Source organism: Nodosilinea sp. E11, from assembly GCF_032813545.1.
GTDB lineage: Bacteria > Cyanobacteriota > Cyanobacteriia > Phormidesmidales > Phormidesmidaceae > Nodosilinea.
On record NZ_CP136520.1, the window covers coordinates 3,297,292 to 3,314,404 of the forward strand.

Annotated in this window: 21 protein-coding genes and 1 tRNA gene; 11 read left to right on the forward strand and 11 right to left on the reverse strand. The window is 57.0% G+C overall.

Features of this window, described 5'->3' with window-relative positions:
• Nucleotides 1–119: 119 nt before the first annotated feature.
• Together RRF56_RS16720 and RRF56_RS16725 are read right to left on the reverse strand one after the other, a co-directional pair.
• Nucleotides 120–323: a hypothetical protein gene (locus RRF56_RS16720; RefSeq protein WP_317034316.1), complete on the reverse strand. Its 204-nt coding sequence runs from the start codon at nt 321–323 to the stop codon at nt 120–122.
• 12 nt (nt 324–335) lie between these two features.
• Nucleotides 336–1,412 (reverse strand): RuBisCO accumulation factor 1, encoded by a 1,077-nt coding sequence (locus RRF56_RS16725; RefSeq protein ID WP_317034317.1) that lies wholly within the window; start codon nt 1,410–1,412, stop codon nt 336–338.
• Nucleotides 1,413–1,560: 148 nt separating this feature from the next.
• Here RRF56_RS16725 and RRF56_RS16730 point away from each other — a divergent pair.
• Nucleotides 1,561–1,633 (forward strand) — tRNA-Ala (locus tag RRF56_RS16730).
• 82 nt (nt 1,634–1,715) lie between these two features.
• Here the strand turns inward: RRF56_RS16730 and RRF56_RS16735 are convergent.
• The 3 genes from RRF56_RS16735 to RRF56_RS16745 form a co-directional block, all read right to left on the reverse strand.
• Nucleotides 1,716–2,204: a hypothetical protein gene (locus RRF56_RS16735; protein WP_317034318.1), complete on the reverse strand. Its 489-nt coding sequence runs from the start codon at nt 2,202–2,204 to the stop codon at nt 1,716–1,718.
• Between the two features lie 401 nt (nt 2,205–2,605).
• Nucleotides 2,606–3,319 (reverse strand): DsbA family protein, encoded by a 714-nt coding sequence (locus RRF56_RS16740; protein ID WP_317034319.1) that lies wholly within the window; start codon nt 3,317–3,319, stop codon nt 2,606–2,608.
• Between the two features lie 86 nt (nt 3,320–3,405).
• The gene (locus RRF56_RS16745) at nt 3,406–4,083 is read right to left on the reverse strand and encodes a sigma-70 family RNA polymerase sigma factor (protein ID WP_317034320.1); all 678 of its coding nucleotides are present in this window, start codon (nt 4,081–4,083) and stop codon (nt 3,406–3,408) included.
• 427 nt (nt 4,084–4,510) lie between these two features.
• On the opposite strand from RRF56_RS16745, the gene RRF56_RS16750 reads away from it, so the two are divergent.
• From RRF56_RS16750 to ald, 5 genes are all read left to right on the forward strand, one after another.
• A complete protein-coding gene (locus tag RRF56_RS16750) occupies nt 4,511–4,978 on the forward strand; it encodes a peptidoglycan-binding domain-containing protein (RefSeq protein WP_317034321.1) in 468 nt (155 codons plus the stop codon).
• A gap of 10 nt (nt 4,979–4,988) precedes the next feature.
• Nucleotides 4,989–5,465: a multicopper oxidase domain-containing protein gene (locus RRF56_RS16755; RefSeq protein ID WP_317034322.1), complete on the forward strand. Its 477-nt coding sequence runs from the start codon at nt 4,989–4,991 to the stop codon at nt 5,463–5,465.
• Nucleotides 5,466–5,469: 4 nt separating this feature from the next.
• Nucleotides 5,470–5,685 carry a hypothetical protein gene (locus tag RRF56_RS16760; protein ID WP_317034323.1) on the forward strand — a complete coding sequence of 72 codons (216 nt, stop codon included), beginning with the start codon at nt 5,470–5,472 and terminating at the stop codon, nt 5,683–5,685.
• Between the two features lie 175 nt (nt 5,686–5,860).
• The gene (locus tag RRF56_RS16765) at nt 5,861–7,114 is read left to right on the forward strand and encodes a hybrid sensor histidine kinase/response regulator (RefSeq protein ID WP_317034324.1); all 1,254 of its coding nucleotides are present in this window, start codon (nt 5,861–5,863) and stop codon (nt 7,112–7,114) included.
• A gap of 145 nt (nt 7,115–7,259) precedes the next feature.
• Nucleotides 7,260–8,375 carry an alanine dehydrogenase gene (gene ald, locus RRF56_RS16770; protein ID WP_317034325.1) on the forward strand — a complete coding sequence of 372 codons (1,116 nt, stop codon included), beginning with the start codon at nt 7,260–7,262 and terminating at the stop codon, nt 8,373–8,375.
• A gap of 3 nt (nt 8,376–8,378) precedes the next feature.
• On the opposite strand, the gene RRF56_RS16775 is transcribed toward ald, so the two are convergent.
• Nucleotides 8,379–8,960, reverse strand: a complete 582-nt coding sequence (locus RRF56_RS16775) for a thioredoxin domain-containing protein (protein WP_317034326.1) — start codon at nt 8,958–8,960, stop codon at nt 8,379–8,381.
• Nucleotides 8,961–9,104: 144 nt separating this feature from the next.
• Here RRF56_RS16775 and RRF56_RS16780 point away from each other — a divergent pair, with 144 nt between their 5' ends.
• The 4 genes from RRF56_RS16780 (at nt 9,105) to RRF56_RS16795 (ending at nt 11,227) form a co-directional block, all read left to right on the forward strand.
• Entirely contained in the window at nt 9,105–9,509 is a 405-nt protein-coding gene (locus tag RRF56_RS16780) for an NIL domain-containing protein (protein ID WP_193969686.1), read from the forward strand.
• 15 nt (nt 9,510–9,524) lie between these two features.
• A complete protein-coding gene (locus tag RRF56_RS16785; protein ID WP_317034327.1) occupies nt 9,525–9,980 on the forward strand; it encodes a hypothetical protein in 456 nt (151 codons plus the stop codon).
• Nucleotides 9,981–10,131: 151 nt separating this feature from the next.
• Nucleotides 10,132–10,599, forward strand: coding sequence for a hypothetical protein (locus RRF56_RS16790; RefSeq protein ID WP_317034328.1), 468 nt, complete (start codon nt 10,132–10,134; stop codon nt 10,597–10,599).
• Nucleotides 10,600–10,756: 157 nt separating this feature from the next.
• Entirely contained in the window at nt 10,757–11,227 is a 471-nt protein-coding gene (locus tag RRF56_RS16795) for a hypothetical protein (protein ID WP_317034329.1), read from the forward strand.
• A 220-nt stretch (nt 11,228–11,447) separates the two neighbouring features.
• Here the strand turns inward: RRF56_RS16795 and RRF56_RS16800 are convergent, their stop codons facing one another.
• The 4 genes from RRF56_RS16800 to RRF56_RS16815 all read right to left on the reverse strand — a co-directional run bounded on the left by RRF56_RS16800 (nt 11,448) and on the right by RRF56_RS16815 (nt 15,077).
• Complete coding sequence (locus RRF56_RS16800; protein ID WP_317034330.1) at nt 11,448–11,906, reverse strand: GatB/YqeY domain-containing protein; 459 nt, start codon at nt 11,904–11,906, stop codon at nt 11,448–11,450.
• Nucleotides 11,907–12,041: 135 nt separating this feature from the next.
• Nucleotides 12,042–12,485: a hypothetical protein gene (locus RRF56_RS16805; protein WP_317034331.1), complete on the reverse strand. Its 444-nt coding sequence runs from the start codon at nt 12,483–12,485 to the stop codon at nt 12,042–12,044.
• 93 nt (nt 12,486–12,578) lie between these two features.
• Nucleotides 12,579–13,928, reverse strand: a complete 1,350-nt coding sequence (gene aroA, locus RRF56_RS16810) for a 3-phosphoshikimate 1-carboxyvinyltransferase (protein WP_317034332.1) — start codon at nt 13,926–13,928, stop codon at nt 12,579–12,581.
• A 66-nt stretch (nt 13,929–13,994) separates the two neighbouring features.
• The gene (locus RRF56_RS16815; RefSeq protein ID WP_317034333.1) at nt 13,995–15,077 is read right to left on the reverse strand and encodes a PIN/TRAM domain-containing protein; all 1,083 of its coding nucleotides are present in this window, start codon (nt 15,075–15,077) and stop codon (nt 13,995–13,997) included.
• A gap of 200 nt (nt 15,078–15,277) precedes the next feature.
• Between RRF56_RS16815 and RRF56_RS16820 the strand changes: the two genes are divergently transcribed.
• Complete coding sequence (locus tag RRF56_RS16820) at nt 15,278–16,402, forward strand: histidinol-phosphate transaminase (RefSeq protein WP_317034334.1); 1,125 nt, start codon at nt 15,278–15,280, stop codon at nt 16,400–16,402.
• 32 nt (nt 16,403–16,434) lie between these two features.
• Here the strand turns inward: RRF56_RS16820 and RRF56_RS16825 are convergent, their stop codons facing one another.
• The gene (locus tag RRF56_RS16825) at nt 16,435–16,902 is read right to left on the reverse strand and encodes a hypothetical protein (RefSeq protein ID WP_317034335.1); all 468 of its coding nucleotides are present in this window, start codon (nt 16,900–16,902) and stop codon (nt 16,435–16,437) included.
• Nucleotides 16,903–17,113: the final 211 nt, after the last annotated feature.

Here is a 17,113-nt window from a genome sequence, read left to right on the forward strand (position 1 = left end):
GGCTAGAGGCTGCTGCCGCTGTAGTCTTCGGCACGTTGTCTTAAAAATTTGGGGAATAGGGGCGAGGGTGCTTCACTCACCCCCGTCCCTACTCCCTCCCGCCCTGATCCATTGCGCGCCTACTCTCCTGCAATCTCTTCACTCTTGCCTCGCACGGGCGGCAGCTTCTCCACCAAGCCCATCTCAAAGGCAGTGTCGGGTAGCTCACCTGCCAGGTATTTCCCCGGCTCAAAGACGCGCCCCGGCGTCAGGCACATCTGCCGCAGCTCGACAATTTCAGTGTTTAAGAACATCGTGCGCGATAGGCGTCGTTCGAGGGCCATGGCCTTTTCCTCCTACTCGTCTAGTTGCCAGAGTTCGCGGTTGTAGTCTTCGTCCAAAATGCGCTTGGGCCGCAGAATCAAAATCATCTTGCCCAAAATCGGCGTATCTAAGGGCTGGGGAGACCAGGCCAGGGCGAGCTGGTCGCCCTCAGCGGTGAGAAAGTAACCGTCATCGCTCCACTCGCGATCGCTGCGATCGATCACCGCCAGCACGACCTCATCGGCGGCATCGGCAGGATAGTTGGGCAATTGGCGGGATGGGGTGAGCAGCCCCACCGGGTCTTCGGCTCGAAAAATCACCTGCCAGCCGGGCACGGCGATCCACGCGCTGGCTCCATTCGCGGCCACCATGCCAAAGGGGGCTTCGGGTACCACCACCGGTACGGCTTTGAAATCTTCTACCGTCAAAGGCATCTGGCCGACCACGGGGATCACGCGGGGTAAGTCGCTTTCGCTTTCGAGGCGGTATAGGGGGAGCCGAGGCGCTGGTCGGCTTTTGTCTACTGTAAAGTCGGTGAGTAGCTTTTCGATCTGCTGGCGAGCTGTCGGGCTTTCGGCAAAGCGCAGTCCTTGGGCAATTAGACGAGAGCGATCTTGTAGGTCGTCTTTTTGGCGAGCCAGCTTCCAAAAGTGGTAGGCGATCGCATCACCTGGCCCATCCCCAAACCCTGGCGGCTTTTCCTTCCGATAAGAATATTCTTTAATCGGTTTTACCAGATCTCGTATGGCGTCAGAATCTAGCCCGTGCTGGAGGGCAAAGTCGGCAGTGCTGGCGCGATCGGCCTGGGAAAGAATCCGCAATTCGTAGAGTGAGTCGCTACCTTGCTGAGTAAAGTGGGCCTTGGTAGTTTCGGCTACCCCTACCTTGAGCAGCGATTGATAGACCTGTTCTGCCACCACAATTTGGTTTTGCTGAATCGGTTCAAACCCCGTTTCTTCAAAAATTTGATGGGGGTTAAACCCGGCCTTTTGCAGAGCCTGGCAGCCCTGGGCCCAGTCTACCCAGGTACCTTCTTTGCGCCGCAGCCTGAGCAATATGTCCTTTACCGCATCGGTATTGGGGGGAGACGAAGAACCAGGGGAAACCATTGTCAGTGCCACGTTAACGCTATACACCCTGACTCTATCGCGGATGGCTCCGCTTCACCGCTTCCCCTAAAAGAAAATTTGGGGTTGACGAGGGTACCTCCCTTAGGTCACTATTGTTGATGCGTTGGGCACAGGCTTGAGCGCATGCGGGGCTATAGCTCAGTTGGTAGAGCACTTGCATGGCATGCAAGGGGTCAGCGGTTCGAATCCGCTTAGCTCCATCTCGCTCATTCACAACAGAAAAGGGGGCGATGGCATTGCCATCGCCCCCTTTTTGCTGGTTCAGAGCCCGTGGTCTAGGACCTAGAAGGTGTAGCCCAGACCGACGGTGCCGTTGATTCGGCTGTTGCCATGAAGCGACCAGTTGACTGCGCCATTGGCCACAACGCGCTCGGTGATGCGGTAGTCAACCCCACCAGTGACCAGCGGGCCGACAGTGGTAGAGCCTTCGGTAGCGACCGACAGGCCGCCGCCCACGTAGGGCAGCAGACGTCCGTTGGGGGTTACGGGGTTGAAGTCGTAGGTCACGGGCAGCAGGAAGGAGGTTGCGCCGTCGCCATTGAAGTTGAGGTCGGAGATCACGCCGGGGCGCAGCGAGACGCTGTCGGCTACGGTGAACTTGCTGTTGACAGATAGGCCCACGTCGCTAGTACCTACGTTGCCGATGCCGACACCAGCGCCGACGTAGTTGTAGTCGGTGGGAGCCTGTTGAGCGTTAGCGGCCATGGGCAGGGCGGCCATAGAAGCGGCGGTGAGACCTAATGCGATCGCAGCGATAGAACGGGTTTTCATGGTCATTCTCCAAATGCAAACTGTGTGTTGTTGACTGTGTGGTTGAGAAGCCCACCCAAAACGGTTTGAGCAATGCCATTAGGTCGGGATGGGGCTGGCGGAGAAGCAGAGGTCTTCGCTTTCGCCATGACACTGTTGTAGCGCTGCGGGCTAGGTCCCCTTGATGCAGGTCATGACACTTTTTGTAGTGGGTGATACGGGCTGAACAGTTAAATAAACCAGGCAAGTTTCTCAACCCCTGTGCTGACGAAGGTTTGAGGGGTTTAGAGAGGCCAGAAAAGCGCGATCGCAGAGCTGTAAACCCCTGGGCTAGCGGTGGCTTTTGGCAGGCAGACGCCCAACTGGCACAGTCAACTGGCATAGCCCTGCGATGGCGCTATTAACCAATCCAGGGCGATCGCTTAGCCCCTGGTTTGAATCAGATCGTTAATCTGGTTAAAGATTTCTTCAAATAGCTGCGGCGGCGCGCCGCCTGGAATCAGCAGGTCATTCATGATGAAGGAGGGAGTGCCCTGTAGCCGCAACTGCTGGGCCAACTCTAAGTCTTGCTGAATGGCGGCCTCGGCCTCGGTACTGGTGCGATCGCGGTTAAACTGCTCTAGATCGAGCCCCATGGCCTCGGCCAACTCCAGATACAGCTCTTCGCCCAGACGGTTTTGGTTAACAAACAGGCCGTCGTGGTAGAGCCAAAACTGCCCCTGCTGCTGTGCCGCCCAGGCCGCCTTGGCCGCAGGCATCGCCTCAGGATGAATCTGCGTCAGCGGAAAATGTTTGTAGACGTAGAGAATATCGTCTTCGTGGTTGCCCACAAACTCCTTCATGTGCCCCGCTGCCACCACACAGTAGGGGCACTGAAAATCAGAAAATTTAAACAGCACAATGGGCGCATTGGGGTTGCCCCTGGTCGCTGATGTGCCCACCAAGCTCGCCCGATTTCTCGAGCCGATCACCTCGGTCACCACGGTCTGACGATCTTCTGGGCTGGCCGGAGCGACGGTCTGATTGCGTCGGGGCACCAACAGCAGCAAGGGCACCAGCATCCCCACTCCCAGAGCCGCAATGATCCCCCACAGAACTAGCTTCGAGCCTTGCAGCCGTCCCCAAAGGTTATTCATCGTCAACTCCTGTGCTAGCGCTACCCATCATCATGCCGTTCAAGGGGCGCTCCAGCCAGTTTTTGCGTAGGATGGGCCAAAACAGCCTATCGGCGACTTTGGGTTTCGCAGGATCGGCAGGTTTGAGACAGCGGCTCACCCTGGGCTAGGCGCTGCCAAAAAATATCTCTGAGCCGCCGCTTGGCCCGTGAAGCCCGCTGGCGCAAGGTCGTTTCGTTGGCTGGGGGTAGCCCTTCGCTGAGCAGCCACTGGCTAATCTGGCTCCAAGACCAGCCCCGGACGTTGCGCAGGTAGAGTAGGCAAGTGCCCTCCGGATCCTCGTCGTGCAGTAGGGCCAAAGCCTCGTAGAGCAGGTCAAGTTCTTCGCTCAGCACCTGCTGCTGCATGATGTTGAGGCGGTGATCGGGCAGTATGGCCTCGATCACCTGAGGGTCGGTGGCACCGCTGCGATGCTTGCGCTTGCGCTCGTAAATGACGTGAAAGGCCGTTGCCCGTAGCCAGGCGTAGGGGTTGTGGATCAGCTCTCCCGTCTGCAGCTTCTTTTTGCCCCGCAGGTAAGCTTCGTGGAGAATTTCGTGGGCTTCGTATTGGTCGTGCAAGCTGTACTGCTTGAGGGTTCGCTGAATCGCACTCAGAATTGGGGTAGCGTGAGGGTTATCTTTGCCAAGAATTTCACTCAGCGCTTGATCGAACACATCTTGGGCAGGAGCATCGGCGGGGGGGCAGAACTCATTAAAACCACTGGTGTCGTCAGATTGGCTCATATTCCCTTTAGCATCTTAGGTGCGGCATCACTCACTGAATAAGTGATATAAGCTGCTCCAATGTGACAGCTAGAATTGCGGAAAATCAGGCCTCAAAAAAACAATCAAAAAAGATGACGCAACCCTGTCACAACCTCAAGGTACAGGTCACTAATACACTAGTGCGGCAATCATTAGACCCCATTTGCCTAAAGCCCATTGCCTAAAATAGGCTGTGGCTTTCTAGATTGGGTTGGGGGTGATACTAGCCTGTCCAACCGCGTGCCCACGTGAGCCTGGGTCAGGGGGGTAGCCCGACGACCGTCATTCATAGTGAGATCTATTCTGCTTTCTTAACGGAGGCACCTGAGGAGTAATGGACACAGAACACGCGACAGCACCCGTGCTAGATACCGCTCTTCTAACCGCAGAGCCAGCTGACACCCCTATGGCTGATCGGCTGAGGGCTGAAGGGGTGTCTCCCACCGCCGACCTGATGCAAGCTTTGCAGCAGCACCGCTCTACGTTGATCGACTACTGTACGCTGGCTCTCCAACCGACGCTGTCAGACGCTGACGGCGATCGCCTAGGTGAGATTTTGGCCCAGGCGATCGATGACCCGCTGCTCAACTTTTGGATTGATGAAGCCGACTGCTGGGTGGCCGAACACCTAGAGGTCTTGTCTCCAGAGGTGCTCAAGCAGCAGCAGAGCAAGCTCAAACGCCTCATTGGCCAAACCTGGGTGGATACGCTTTGGCACGATTTACAACATCGAACCAAGGCCCTTCAGGCTTATCTCAAGCGGGCGGGAGTCTACAGCGGTGCTATCGACGGCATTATGGGGCCGACGACCCAGCACGCGATAGAATCCTTAAAGACCGCCTACCCTGACGATCTGCCGCTGGGGTATTTATAGGGATAAGCCTATGATCTGGTATCAACGAAGAGATCCAGGGAATTGGCGAGGGATTTTGGCCGGGCTGATGTTTGCTCTAGTGCTGACCCTGATGGTCGGGGTTAGGGGCGCGATCGCCGCCACCGCCACCGCTGAAACCCTCACTATTCACCTAGGCACAGCTACCGGTGCCCTGCGCTTTGAACCCGACCAGATGCAGTTTGTGGCCGGTCAGCGCTACCGCTTGGTGCTCGACAACCCCAGCCCTGAGAAGCACTACTTTACCGCTAAAGACTTTGCCGATGGCCTTTGGACTCAGAAGGTACAGGCTGCTGGGGTCGAGGTCAAAGGGGCGATCCACGAGCTAGAGCTGAAGCCAGAGGCGATCGCTGAGTGGGTGTTTGTGCCCGAACGGCCCGGCATCTATGAACTACACTGTGCGATCGCGGGTCATGCCGAAGCCGGCATGGTAGGGCAGCTCGAGATCTTGTCCGCCACCAACCCCTAAGACATTGTTTAGGCGTAGTGGTTTTGTTATTGCTCCAGACGCTGCTCGGCGCAGAGTAGGTGCCCCTACAGTGTTGGTGATTGGCGGCATCATCACTGTGGTTGCCCGTCTAGAAGCCCTAACCGAAGCCCCTGGCCATGCTTTGCTGTCAGCGCTACAGGCCAACAGTTGGGGGCTGTTAGGAAACCGCCAACCTCGCCCTAGTGCGCTTAACCTCTAGCGGTGAACGACAGCCCAACTAGAGCTTATGCCCTGCGATAGAGGTGATTCACTGAATACTATGACACTTATAGAGGAATAGAAAAAATGCCCTTCTGCTGTTTTTGCCTTAGGTCCTCGTTTATTTCCCGGTTAACATTTTTAAATAGCACCGCGTTTATAGTGTTGAGCTTGTAATGCCCCCGGATCTCCCCAATGATTCCTTTGCCATCTTGGCCGTAGACGACTCCCCCGACAACTTATTTTTGATCGAATCAATTTTAGATGACCCGGACTACCGCATGACCTGTGTGGAGAGCGGGCAAGAGGCTTTACGGGTAGTGCAGCAAGCACCGCCTGACCTAATTTTGCTGGATGTTATGATGCCGGGGCTGGATGGCTACGCTGTCACCCAAAGAATTCGCAGCGATTCTACCCTGCCCTACATTCCCATTCTGTTAATTACTGCCCACGACCAGTCGAGCCTAGTGCAGGGTCTAGATGCGGGGGCCGATGACTTCATTCGCAAACCAGTCGATGTCAACGAGTTGCGGGCCAGGGTGCGATCGCTGTTGCGCCTGAAACGCAGTATTGATGCCCAGTCGGCCATGATTCGTCAGCGGGATGACTTTGTGGCCCGCCTCACCCACGACCTCCGCACCCCTCTAGTAGCGGCTAACCGCATGCTTAAGCTGTGCCAAGGTGACGCTTTTGGCACGGTCGCTGACGACGCCAAACAGGCCCTTGGGAACATTGCCGAGAGCAATCGCCACTTGCTGAGCATGGTCAACACCCTGCTTGAGGTCTATCGTCATGAAGCTGGTCATAAGGCACTGACGCTATCGCCGGTCGATCTGTTTCAGCTAGCCGAAACTGTGGTCATGGAGCTAGCCCCCATTGCCGCTGAAAAAATGCTCACCTGTCTGCTCTGCCGAGCCGATCGGGGGGATGTTTTGTATAGCTACTCTGGTAACGGGGTTCAGCACTCTAGCCATGGTCTAGAGCCTGTGGCGGCAGGCCCTGTGGCTTTAGAAGCCAGCAGCCCCACCAGTGACGACTTTACTGTCCCAGGCGATCGCCTAGAACTGCGGCGGGTGATTACTAACCTAGTGGGCAATGCGATTAAATTTACCGATACCGGTAGCGTTAAGGTAACAGTTGGTACGACAGAGCATCTGCCTGCCGAGGTTGACCCCGTTAGCTCCGGCGATCGCCCTCACCTGTGGGTTTGGGTGTCGGTCGCCGACACTGGCATTGGCATCCCTGAAGCAGAGCAAGGGGATGTGTTTGAGTGGTTTCGGCAAGGCAACCAGGCGCGGGCGGGTCACGGACTGGGCTTGCACCTGTCGCAGCGCATTGCTCGCCTGCACGGCGGCACCATTGCGCTGATCTCAGAAGCCGGGCAGGGAAGCTGTTTTACGCTCTATTTGCCACAGTCGGTGAATCAATAAACCGCAGGGGTCTGTGAGCAGTTTTCAGCAATAGCTGTATGGATCCACATACAGACTAAAAATCTCGAACCGCCAGCCCTAAACCATTGTCTTTCTTGGGGTTTAGTAGGATGGGAATACCCCGTCATCTATCCAGGGCAACACTATGCGTATTGGGTTACCGAAAGAGATCAAAGACCAAGAATTTCGGGTGGGCTTAACGCCAGCTGCGGTGCAAAGCCTTTGCCAGCAGGGGCATCAAGTCATGGTGCAAACTGGGGCGGGGGCTGGCTCGGGCTTCAGTGACGCTGACTACCAGCGGGCAGGGGCTATCCTAGTGGCCGATGCTGCTACCGCTTGGGACCAAGAGTTGGTGGTTAAGGTTAAAGAACCCCAACCATCCGAGTACGGGTTCTTTCGCCCCGATTTGATCTTGTTTACCTACCTGCATCTGGCGGCTGAGCGATCGCTGACAGAGGCTCTAATGCAGAGCGGCATCAATGCGATCGCCTACGAAACCGTAGTCGGCTCCGATGGCCGACTGCCTTTACTCACCCCCATGAGCATCATTGCCGGTCGGCTCTCGGTGCAGTTTGGAGCCCGCTATCTAGAGCGGCAGCAGGGTGGGCGCGGCGTGCTGCTGGGCGGTATCCCCGGCGTGGCCCCTGGCACCGTGGTGATTTTAGGTGGCGGTGTAGTGGGCACCGAGGCCGCCAAAATGGCTGTGGGCCTGGGGGCTAGGGTACAAATTATTGACCTCAATGTAGATCGCCTGGCCTACCTCGAAACTCTTTTTGGCTCTCGGGTAGAGCTGCTTTACAGCAGCACTGCCCAAATCGCTGCCTCTGTACCCCAAGCAGATCTGCTGATTGGGGCAGTGCTGGTGCCCGGTCGCAAGGCTCCCATCCTCGTGTCGAAGGAACTGGTAGCAACTATGCGCCCCCACTCAGTCATTATTGACGTGGCCGTTGACCAGGGCGGCTGTATCGAAACCCTGCGCCCCACCTCCCACAGCCAGCCCACCTACGTTGATCAGGGCGTGGTGCACTTTGGGGTACCTAACATGCCCGGTGCTGTTCCCTGGACGGCCACCCAGGCGCTCAACAACGCTACCCTGCCCTACGTGCTCAAGCTCGCCAACCAGGGCATGGCTGCCCTAGCCACCGACAGTGGCCTCCAAGGCGGGCTAAATGTGTCAGCCGGTAAGCTGATCCACCCGGCGGTGCGCGATGTTTTTGCTGACCTAGCTAACCAACCCGTGGAGCAACTGGCGACTATTTAGCCGCTAATTTGTGACCACATTGCCGTGGGCGCGGGGGTTGTCATTGACAGTGCTCTGTCGCGACAAAAAGTCGCCCTCCACAGCTGACGTGCGGCCAAAGGTTTGCTGGTGGGGTAGGGGGGCCTGGGCGATCAGGGCATTGAGGTTGTCGCTGAGAATCTGGCGCGGCTGTTCGCCAATGGCCGTAGCAATGGGCGCGCCATCGGCCCCCGAATAGACAAAGTGAGGAATGCCTTCGACCCGGTAAGCTAGCATTTCGGGTAGCCACTTGTTGTTGTCGATGTTGAGCATGACAAAGTTGACGCGATCGCCATAAGTCTCCCGCAGTTCTGCCATGTCTCCGGCCATGGCTTGGCAGGTGCCGCACCAGTTGGCGTAAAACTCTAGCAGGGTCGGCTTGCCGTTGATCTGGGCCACCTCGTAGGGCACTGCGCTGGCGGCTAATTCGGGTAAAGAAGGCACCGCTGACTGGGTGCGAATGCCCAAAACCATGGCTGTCGCCAGTACCACGGCGGCCACGGCCACGATCAGGTTGCGGGCCCGGCTGGGGGCAAGATTAGAGGTGACAGGCAGATTGTCTGGCATGGTGAAGACGTATTTCCTAGGGTTCTGAAAACGTGAGGGCTGCGAGCCGATGGTTCGAGATCTAACGGGCCTACCAGGTCTCCCGTTAGGATGAAGGTAGACCTACTGGTTTTAGTGTAAAAGAATCGTGGTATTGAGTCGGCTATGAAAAAACGGGTGAAGCTAATTTTCCCCAAGCGGTCGGTACATATGCCGATCACTTACCGGTTAGCCAAAGACTTCAACATTGCTGCCAATATCATTCGGGCTCAGGTAGCCCCTAACCAGGTGGGCACCCTGGTAGTAGAGCTATCGGGTGATATTGACCAGCTTAACGACGCCATTGACTGGCTTGAGGTGCAAGATATAGAGGTCTCTGGGGCCAGCGGCGAAATTGTGGTGGATGAAGACCTCTGTGTCCACTGTGGCCTCTGTACTGGCGTGTGCCCCACTCGCGCCCTCACCCTCGATAGCGAGACCTACCGGCTGACCTTCGCGCGATCGCGCTGTATTGTCTGCGAGCAATGTGTGCCCACCTGCCCGGTGCAGGCCATCTCCACGAATTTGTAGGCCCGGTTGATCGCCATGAAATCCGACCGATCACTGCGCACACTACTTCAAGCTCACTGGTTATCTTGGTTGCTACTGGTGATGGCCTACGCTACCTATGGCGGGTTTTTGCACCATCGTCAGGCACCGGCCGTGAGTTGGGGGTTAAGCATTCTGCTGGCGATCGCCGGTGCCTGGGTGATTACCCTCGGCTGGCCGTGGGTGCGGCGAGTAATTTTGCTGGGCTTTCAGTCAGACATGGGATATTTTGTCATGGCGCTTTCGCTGGCCTCTTTGGCCGTGGTTGCCGTTACCCAGTTCGAGCTGTTTGCCTACTTTGCCATGCTGGTGGCGGTGTCGCTGCTGGCTAGGGTAGACAATCTGATTGTGGGCTTTAGAGATGCGATCGCATTTATCTGTCTGTCAGGGCTGGCGCTGATCGGATTAGCGTTGAGCTGGCTGCCAATTTTGCTGGCAGCGACTACAGCCTAGGTCTGGGGCCGGCGATGCCTGCTGCGTATCAATCAGGGCTGACCTAAACCGGTCTAACAACCCTTGCCAACTTTAAATTTTGTTGCTTTTGGCTGTGGCCTGGGTAGATTAAGGTTACCCATTTGCTTGCTGCCCAAATCTCCGCTTCACTATGAACACCGCTTTAATAGAGTCTATTAAGCAGTCTGACGGACGCTACCTCAGCGATGCTGAACTGCGGCCCTTGGCTCAGTTTGTAGCTTCCTTCGACTCGCGCTATGCAACCTACACTTACCTTAAAGATAACGGCGAAACCTTGGTGCTCAACGCGCTGCGCCGGTTGATGTCGACCCAGCACCGCCAGGTGGTGCAAGAGCATGGGAGCAAATGTCAGCGCGACATGACCTATACCCTAGAGTGCATTGCCAAAGCCATCTTGCTCGATGACCCAAGCGGGTTTATGGAAGAGTACGTGGTGTGGATGCAAAACATTACCCGTGCCCTGCACAAAGAATCCTCTGCCATTGACTCCTATCGCAGCCTTCAGACAGAACTTACCGATGCTCTGGCTCCAGAAGCGGCCCAGCTGGTCAACGGCTACCTTGAAAAGCTCGTCACTGCTTTTGCCGATGGCATGTAAACCTTACTCAACCCAGCCCTAGCAATAACTTCATGCTCAGGGCTGATGCTCGCCTAGGTTGGCTGGGCAGACTATAGGGTGCTGGTGCACTTAATCATCTGAGCCTATGAGTTTTTGTCGTAGTGCCTACCCCCTAGACTCTGTGAGGTTAGATCCCTTGACTGACGGAACCGCCGCTAGGGCTTATTTGATCGGGCTATCTACCTTTCAGCAGCAGCCCTTGCTGGGTAGTTATCAGCAGGGGCTACTGTGCTTAAACGACTGTGGGTTGATCGTGGCCGATGAATGGGTGCGCTCAGCCGCTAGCCGCAAAGGTATTACCCTTGACGCCTGGGTGATCACCCCTACCAGTCTCAGCGGAATTGTTTTTCTCCAAGGGGCTAACCCCATCGGTATAGGGGTTTCAGGCCCATTGGCAAGTCAAAAACCTTGGCTGCTGTCGTCTTTCATCGCCGGATTTAAAGCTGCCGCCGCCAAGCGCATCAACCTCTGCCGCAACCATCTAGGGCAATCGGTATGGCAGCGCAACTACGATGAAAGGCTGATTTCTGACAAAACTCAGCTGGCTAACCTTCGCAATCAGCTGCAAGGCACCGCTGGCCAAGTTTTAGATATTGGCCACGACTAAACGGCTGATCGCTAGAGTATGGGTACAGTACGGCTCAACCCTCGGCTTCTCCGTTGCGCTAGCGGCATGACCGGTAATCTGGGATAGCAACCAGTTCTGGACGGCTTTCAAGGTCTTATACCCAATCCTGGTTGGTTACCCCCGACTTGGCAGGGTAAATGCCCTTTTCCCCTTCAGTTTGACCGTTTGAGAACCGGGCTGATGCTATCCAGATTTGGTATCAGCCTGCCAGCTTGGCTTTGACCAGGGCCTGCACCTTGCCACCATCGGCACGGCCTTTAAGCTGTTGCATCGCAGGTCCCATGACCTTGCCCATGTCTTTGGCTGATGCAGCTCCAGTTTTGGCAATCAGCTCGTCGATGATCGCTTCTACCTCGGTATCGCTGAGCTGCTGGGGCAAATATTCAGCAATAATCTCTAGTTCCTGGGCTTCTTGGGCTGCCAGGTCTTCTCGCCCCGCCTTTTGATATTGCTCAATCGAGTCTTTGCGCTGTTTGGCCAGCTGGGTCAAGACCTCTAGCTCTTGCTCGACGGTCAGGGCATCTTGTCCGCTGGGGCGCACTAGGGTCTCGCGGTCGAGAATCACTTTTTTGATGCTGCGTACCGTCTCTAGGCGTACTTTGTCTTTGGCCTTCATGGCGGTCTTGATGTCGTCGCTGATGCGGTCTTTTAGGCTCATGGCAAACTATCCTTGCGCCGATCTCGGTGGCGCGTTGTCGGCTATGTTCCCACTTTAAACCGTTGGCGATCGCAACAGAGTAGGTGGCGTCGCCTTTGCCCCGTTCTTACCTTCTTAATGGTTAAGGGCGTAATGCTAGGGGGTCTCTGGCTCTGGGAGAGTCAGCTGTTGGTGTAAAAAGTGAATTAGATCGGCGAAGGTGGTGAACTGGGTTTCGTCAAACTGTTCGCTGATGTCGAGAGCAAAAATTTCGTCAAAGTCTTCGCACAGGGTGATCCCCCAGTCAAACCAGCACACGGCGGGAAAGGCCAGATCGTCAATCAGGTGGTCGCTGGGCCGCACCCGGCCGATATCGAGCCCAGAGTAGGCGTGCAACTGCTCGTAGGCAAAGTCGCTGAGCGCTCTGGGTAGGGCACGAGGCACAGCCGGCGGGGTCCAATAGCGGATGAACCACTCGGTGCTGGTAAGGCAGGGGCGCGATCTCAGCCACTGGTTCACTCGTTGGCGGGTGACCATATCGGGGCTGAGGGCCATGTAGGTTGTGAGACTGTTGACTAAGTTTCTCAACGGTTGCCACATCGCTTTCTTAAACGTCGAGCCTCTTGGCTTGGCCTCTGGGGCTTGGTTAGAGTGTGCCCAAGGTCGTGGCTGAAGTCATGGTTTTGGCATGAATTAGCCTTGGCCACAGAGTTGAGCCAGCGTAGCGACGAAGTTAGGATAGGACACCGCTGCTGCCTCGGCCCGCTGAATCTGTAGGGAGCCTGAGGTGCGTAGGGCCGCGATCGCCAAACTCATGGCCACTCGATGATCAGTGTAGCTATCTACAACCGCACCGCTAAGGGGGTTGCCGCCATAGATGGTCAAACCGTCGGGACGTTCTTCGATGCGCGCCCCCAAGTGGGTGAGTTGGCTGGCCATTACGGCGATGCGATCGCACTCTTTGACCCGCAGCTCTGCCGCATCGGTAATGGTTGTGGTGCCCTCGGCAAACAGAGCAGCCACCGCCAAAACGGGCACTTCGTCGATCATGCGGGGCAGCAGGTCACCGCTGAAATTGGCGGCCTTAAGACGGCTGTGGCGCACTCGCAGGTCGGCCACGGGTTCGCCGGTCACCTCGCGAGGGTTCTCCAGGGTAATGTCGGCCTCCATCGCGGCCAGGGCATCGAGAATGCCGGTGCGGGTAGGGTTAATGCCGACATTCTCGACCACCAGGTCAGAGCCGGGGGTGATCGCTCCGGCCACCAACCAAAAGGCGGCGGAGCTAATGTCGCCGGGCACCACTACGGTCTGCCCGGTGAGGGTGGCAGGGCCGTGAACGGTGACGCTACAGGTGTCAGGATCCACTTCAATCTCGGCTCCAAAGGCTCGCAGCATGCGCTCGCTATGATCGCGCGACAGGCTGGGCTCGGTCACGGTAGTTTTGCCCTCGGTCATTAATCCGGCCAGCAAAATGCAAGATTTGATTTGGGCCGAGGCCACTGGCGAGTGGTAGTGAGTAGGTTTAAGGGACTGTCCTCGCACGGCTAAAGGGGCGAGGCGGTTGTGCTGTCGGCCCCAAATCTCTGCGCCCATCTGGGTGAGAGGTTTGATCACGCGATCCATCGGGCGCGATCGCAGTGAGCCATCGCCTGTGACCGTAAAGTAGCGATCGGGGTGGCTGGCCAGCAACCCTAGCATCAGCCGCAGGGTGGTACCCGAGTTGCCCGCATCCAGCACGTCGGCAGGCTCTTGCAAGTTGCCGAGGCCCACCCCCTGCACGGTCACCCACTCGTCGTCTAACGATGACATGGTCACCCCCATGGCCTGAAAACAGGCGGCGGTACTGCGCGGGTCTTCGCCCAGCAGCAGCCCCTGAATACGGGTTTCGCCACTGGCGATCGCTCCCAGCATCAGCGCTCGGTGCGATATTGACTTGTCACCTGGCACCCGCACTCGGCCCGTGAGGGCTACTCCTTCAGCCGGCAACTCTAGGGTGAGGGTTTGGTGCGGGGCAGCGTCGGTCAGGGCAATGCGGGCGGTCATGGCAGCAATAGTGAAAAGCCGTTGCGATCGTACCCTATTGCTGTCTAGGTCAGGAGGGCTGTGTCGTTAGGAGGTGACCATTGATGTTTTAGGGCGGGCGAAGATCATGCGACCCGCAGAGGTTTGCAGCGACCCGGTCACCACCACCTCTAGCTCTTCACCAATGTAGTTACGGCCTTCTTCGACCACCACCATAGTGCCGTCGTTGAGGTAGCCCACGCCCTGGGAGGGTTCTTTGCCCTCTTTGAGAATTTTTAAGTCGATGTCGTCGCCGGGCAGGTAGGCGGGACGAATCGCCTGGGCCAGGTCGTTGATGTTGAGCACTTCGACATCTTGAAAACTGGCGACTTTGTTGAGGTTGTAGTCGTTGGTGAGCAGCATGGCGTTGAGTTCTTGGGCCAGCTTCACCAGTTTGGCATCGACGGTGGGAATGTCGTCGTAGTCGACAGAGTTGATCAGCAGGCGATTGGGATAGGCCTCGCGAATGCGGTTGAGCACGTCAAGGCCACGGCGACCGCGATCGCGCTTTTGGTCGTTGCTGGCATCGGCCACATTTTGCAGTTCTTGCAGCACAAACTGGGGCACCAGTAGCTGCCCTTCCAAAAAGCCTGTCTCCATCAGCCCCTCAATGCGGCCATCAATGATGCAGCTGGTGTCGAGCACCTTGGTCTTGCTGGGCTTGAGGGTGCCTTCGGCCACCAGGGTTGACTCTAGGGTGCTGGGGCTGATCAGCCGCAGCAGCGATCGCCCGTGGGTGTCGGCCAAATTCATGCCCGAGACAGCAAACAGCACGCTGCCCAGCACCGCCGTCATCGGTTTAATAAAGCCAAACTCGGAGGGAATTGGCAGCAAAAACAAGGGGGCCAGCATCAGGTTGGCGATCAGCAGGCCCAGCACCAGCCCTACGGCGCGGGTGAGAATGCGATCGGGGGGCAGTTCTTTGACCTGCCGTTCTAGGCGGCGGTAGCTGGTCTGCATCACTAGGCCCAACCCAGTGCCAATCAGCCCGCCAAATACAGCGGTGACAGCCCCCAGCGCCTCAATATTGGTCACCTGCTGCAAAATCGGCTGGGGCAGCAGGTCAATGCTGTAGAACCCAATGCCCGCCCCGGCCAGGATAAATGAGAATATAATCAGTGCGTCTAGCATGGTGGTCTGCGGTTCTGGCCTTGATTTTGCAGCGGTTATAGGCTATTGCCTATCCCTCTCAGTGTACTCCCCTAGATCAAAAGCGCCAGAAGAGACGCGATCGAGCAGCCAGGTTGGCAAAAGTATACCGCTAATACCCGTTTCCCTAGCCGCCCCACTGGCTCTGCAATAATGGGGGGGTTACTGCACTTGCGTTCTCCATGGCTTTGCCCTTTTTGCGATCGGCGGTGGTTCAGCTGGCGGCCTACATGCCCCACGTTGAGTCGGCAGACGACCCCTCCCCAGCTAGGCTCGACATTCTCGACACCAATGAGTGCCCCTACGATCTACCCAAGGCGCTGAAAGAAAAGCTGGCCTGGCACCTGCATCACGACATCGCCGCCAACCGCTACCCCGACGGCGGCCATGGGGCGTTGAAAGGGGCGATCGCTCAGTATGTCACCGAATCTGCTGACGGCGCTTCTGTGAGTGCCGACCACATCTCCGTCGGCAACGGATCTGATGAACTGATTCGCTCACTGCTGATTGCCACCTGCGTCGGTGAGGAAGGAGCAGTGCTGGTGGCCAATCCCACCTTTTCGATGTACGGCATTCTCGCCCGTACCCTGGGCATTGCGGTGGTGACAGTGGGACGGAACGAGGAAACCTTTGAAGTTGATCTGGCGGCGGCGCAGCAGGCGATTGACCAACCCCCAGCGGCCCCCGTGCGAGTGGTGTTTATGGTGCACCCCAACTCCCCCACTGGTAACGCCCTCACCGCCGCCGAATTGGCCTGGCTCAAGGCCCTGCCCCCCGACATTCTGGTGGTGGTGGACGAAGCCTATTTTGAGTTCAGCCAGCAGACCACTGTAGCCGAGGTGCTGACTCGGCCCAACTGGGTGGTGCTGCGAACGTTTTCTAAGGCCTTTCGCCTGGCGGCCTACCGAGTGGGTTATGCCGTGGCCAATCCAGAGCTAACCCAAGCACTCGAAAAAGTGCGTTTGCCCTACAACCTACCCAGTTTGACCCAAGCAGCGGCCCAGCTTGCCCTCGCCCACCGTCAAGAATTGCTGGCCGTGGTGCCTGAGATTCAGCAGCAGCGGCGGGAGTTGGCGACGGCGATCGCCCAGCACACCCCCCTGCGCCTGTGGCCCAGCGACGCCAACTTTCTCTACGGACGACCTCCGGCATCTTCTGGTCAACCGCTGAATGCAGAGCTAGAGCGCTGGTTTAACCAACTGCGTCGCCAGGGTACGCTGGTACGCCACACGGGGGGCGGGTTGCGAATTACCGTGGGCACTCCGGCAGAGAATCAGCGAACCTTAGCCCACATGCAGCAGCTCTAAACCTCCCCGTAGAGGCATTGCATGCAATGCCCCTACACCAGGGCGCGGGCGCGGCGGACGGTATAGGGCAACACTCCCACTAGCAGCGCAAAGGCTTCATCGGGCACCTGATCGACAATGTTCTGATCAAAGTAGCTCTTAAACTGTTCCAGAATGAGCTGGGCGCGATCGAGGGGCACAGGCTTGTCGGTAAAATTTTGGGTGAGTCGCACCCACTGCAAGCGGATTTTAAGCGCTTTTTGTTGGGCATCAGCCGACTCAGGGGAGATCAGCGACAGACTACCTAGGGGGATGACGGCACGACAATCGTCATCGAGACCGCCGCCCACGGCGGCACCAGGGCCAGCAAACTCGGTGTAAAACTCTTTGTAAATAATCAGTCCATTGCGGCGGCGACTGTTTACTACCCACAGACTGCCGCCGCGAATTTTAGCCAGAATATCATCGTCTTCTGACACCGATAGACTGGATTCAAAAAAGGGATTTGAAAGACGGCTCACTGGGGTGACAGCATGGGGGTGGGGAGCCTTAGGCGCAGCGAAAAAGCCAGGGGAGTGCAATGAACCCCCGTATCCTGACCGTGGAATATTCTGCTCAAAGTTGGAGATCATCCCCGTCACATACTAGCGATAACCGTTGATTAACTGTGGCCTAAACTGGATTTTTGGAAATTCTGGAGATCGTCAGTTCCCAGGTTTTTATTCTAGAGTA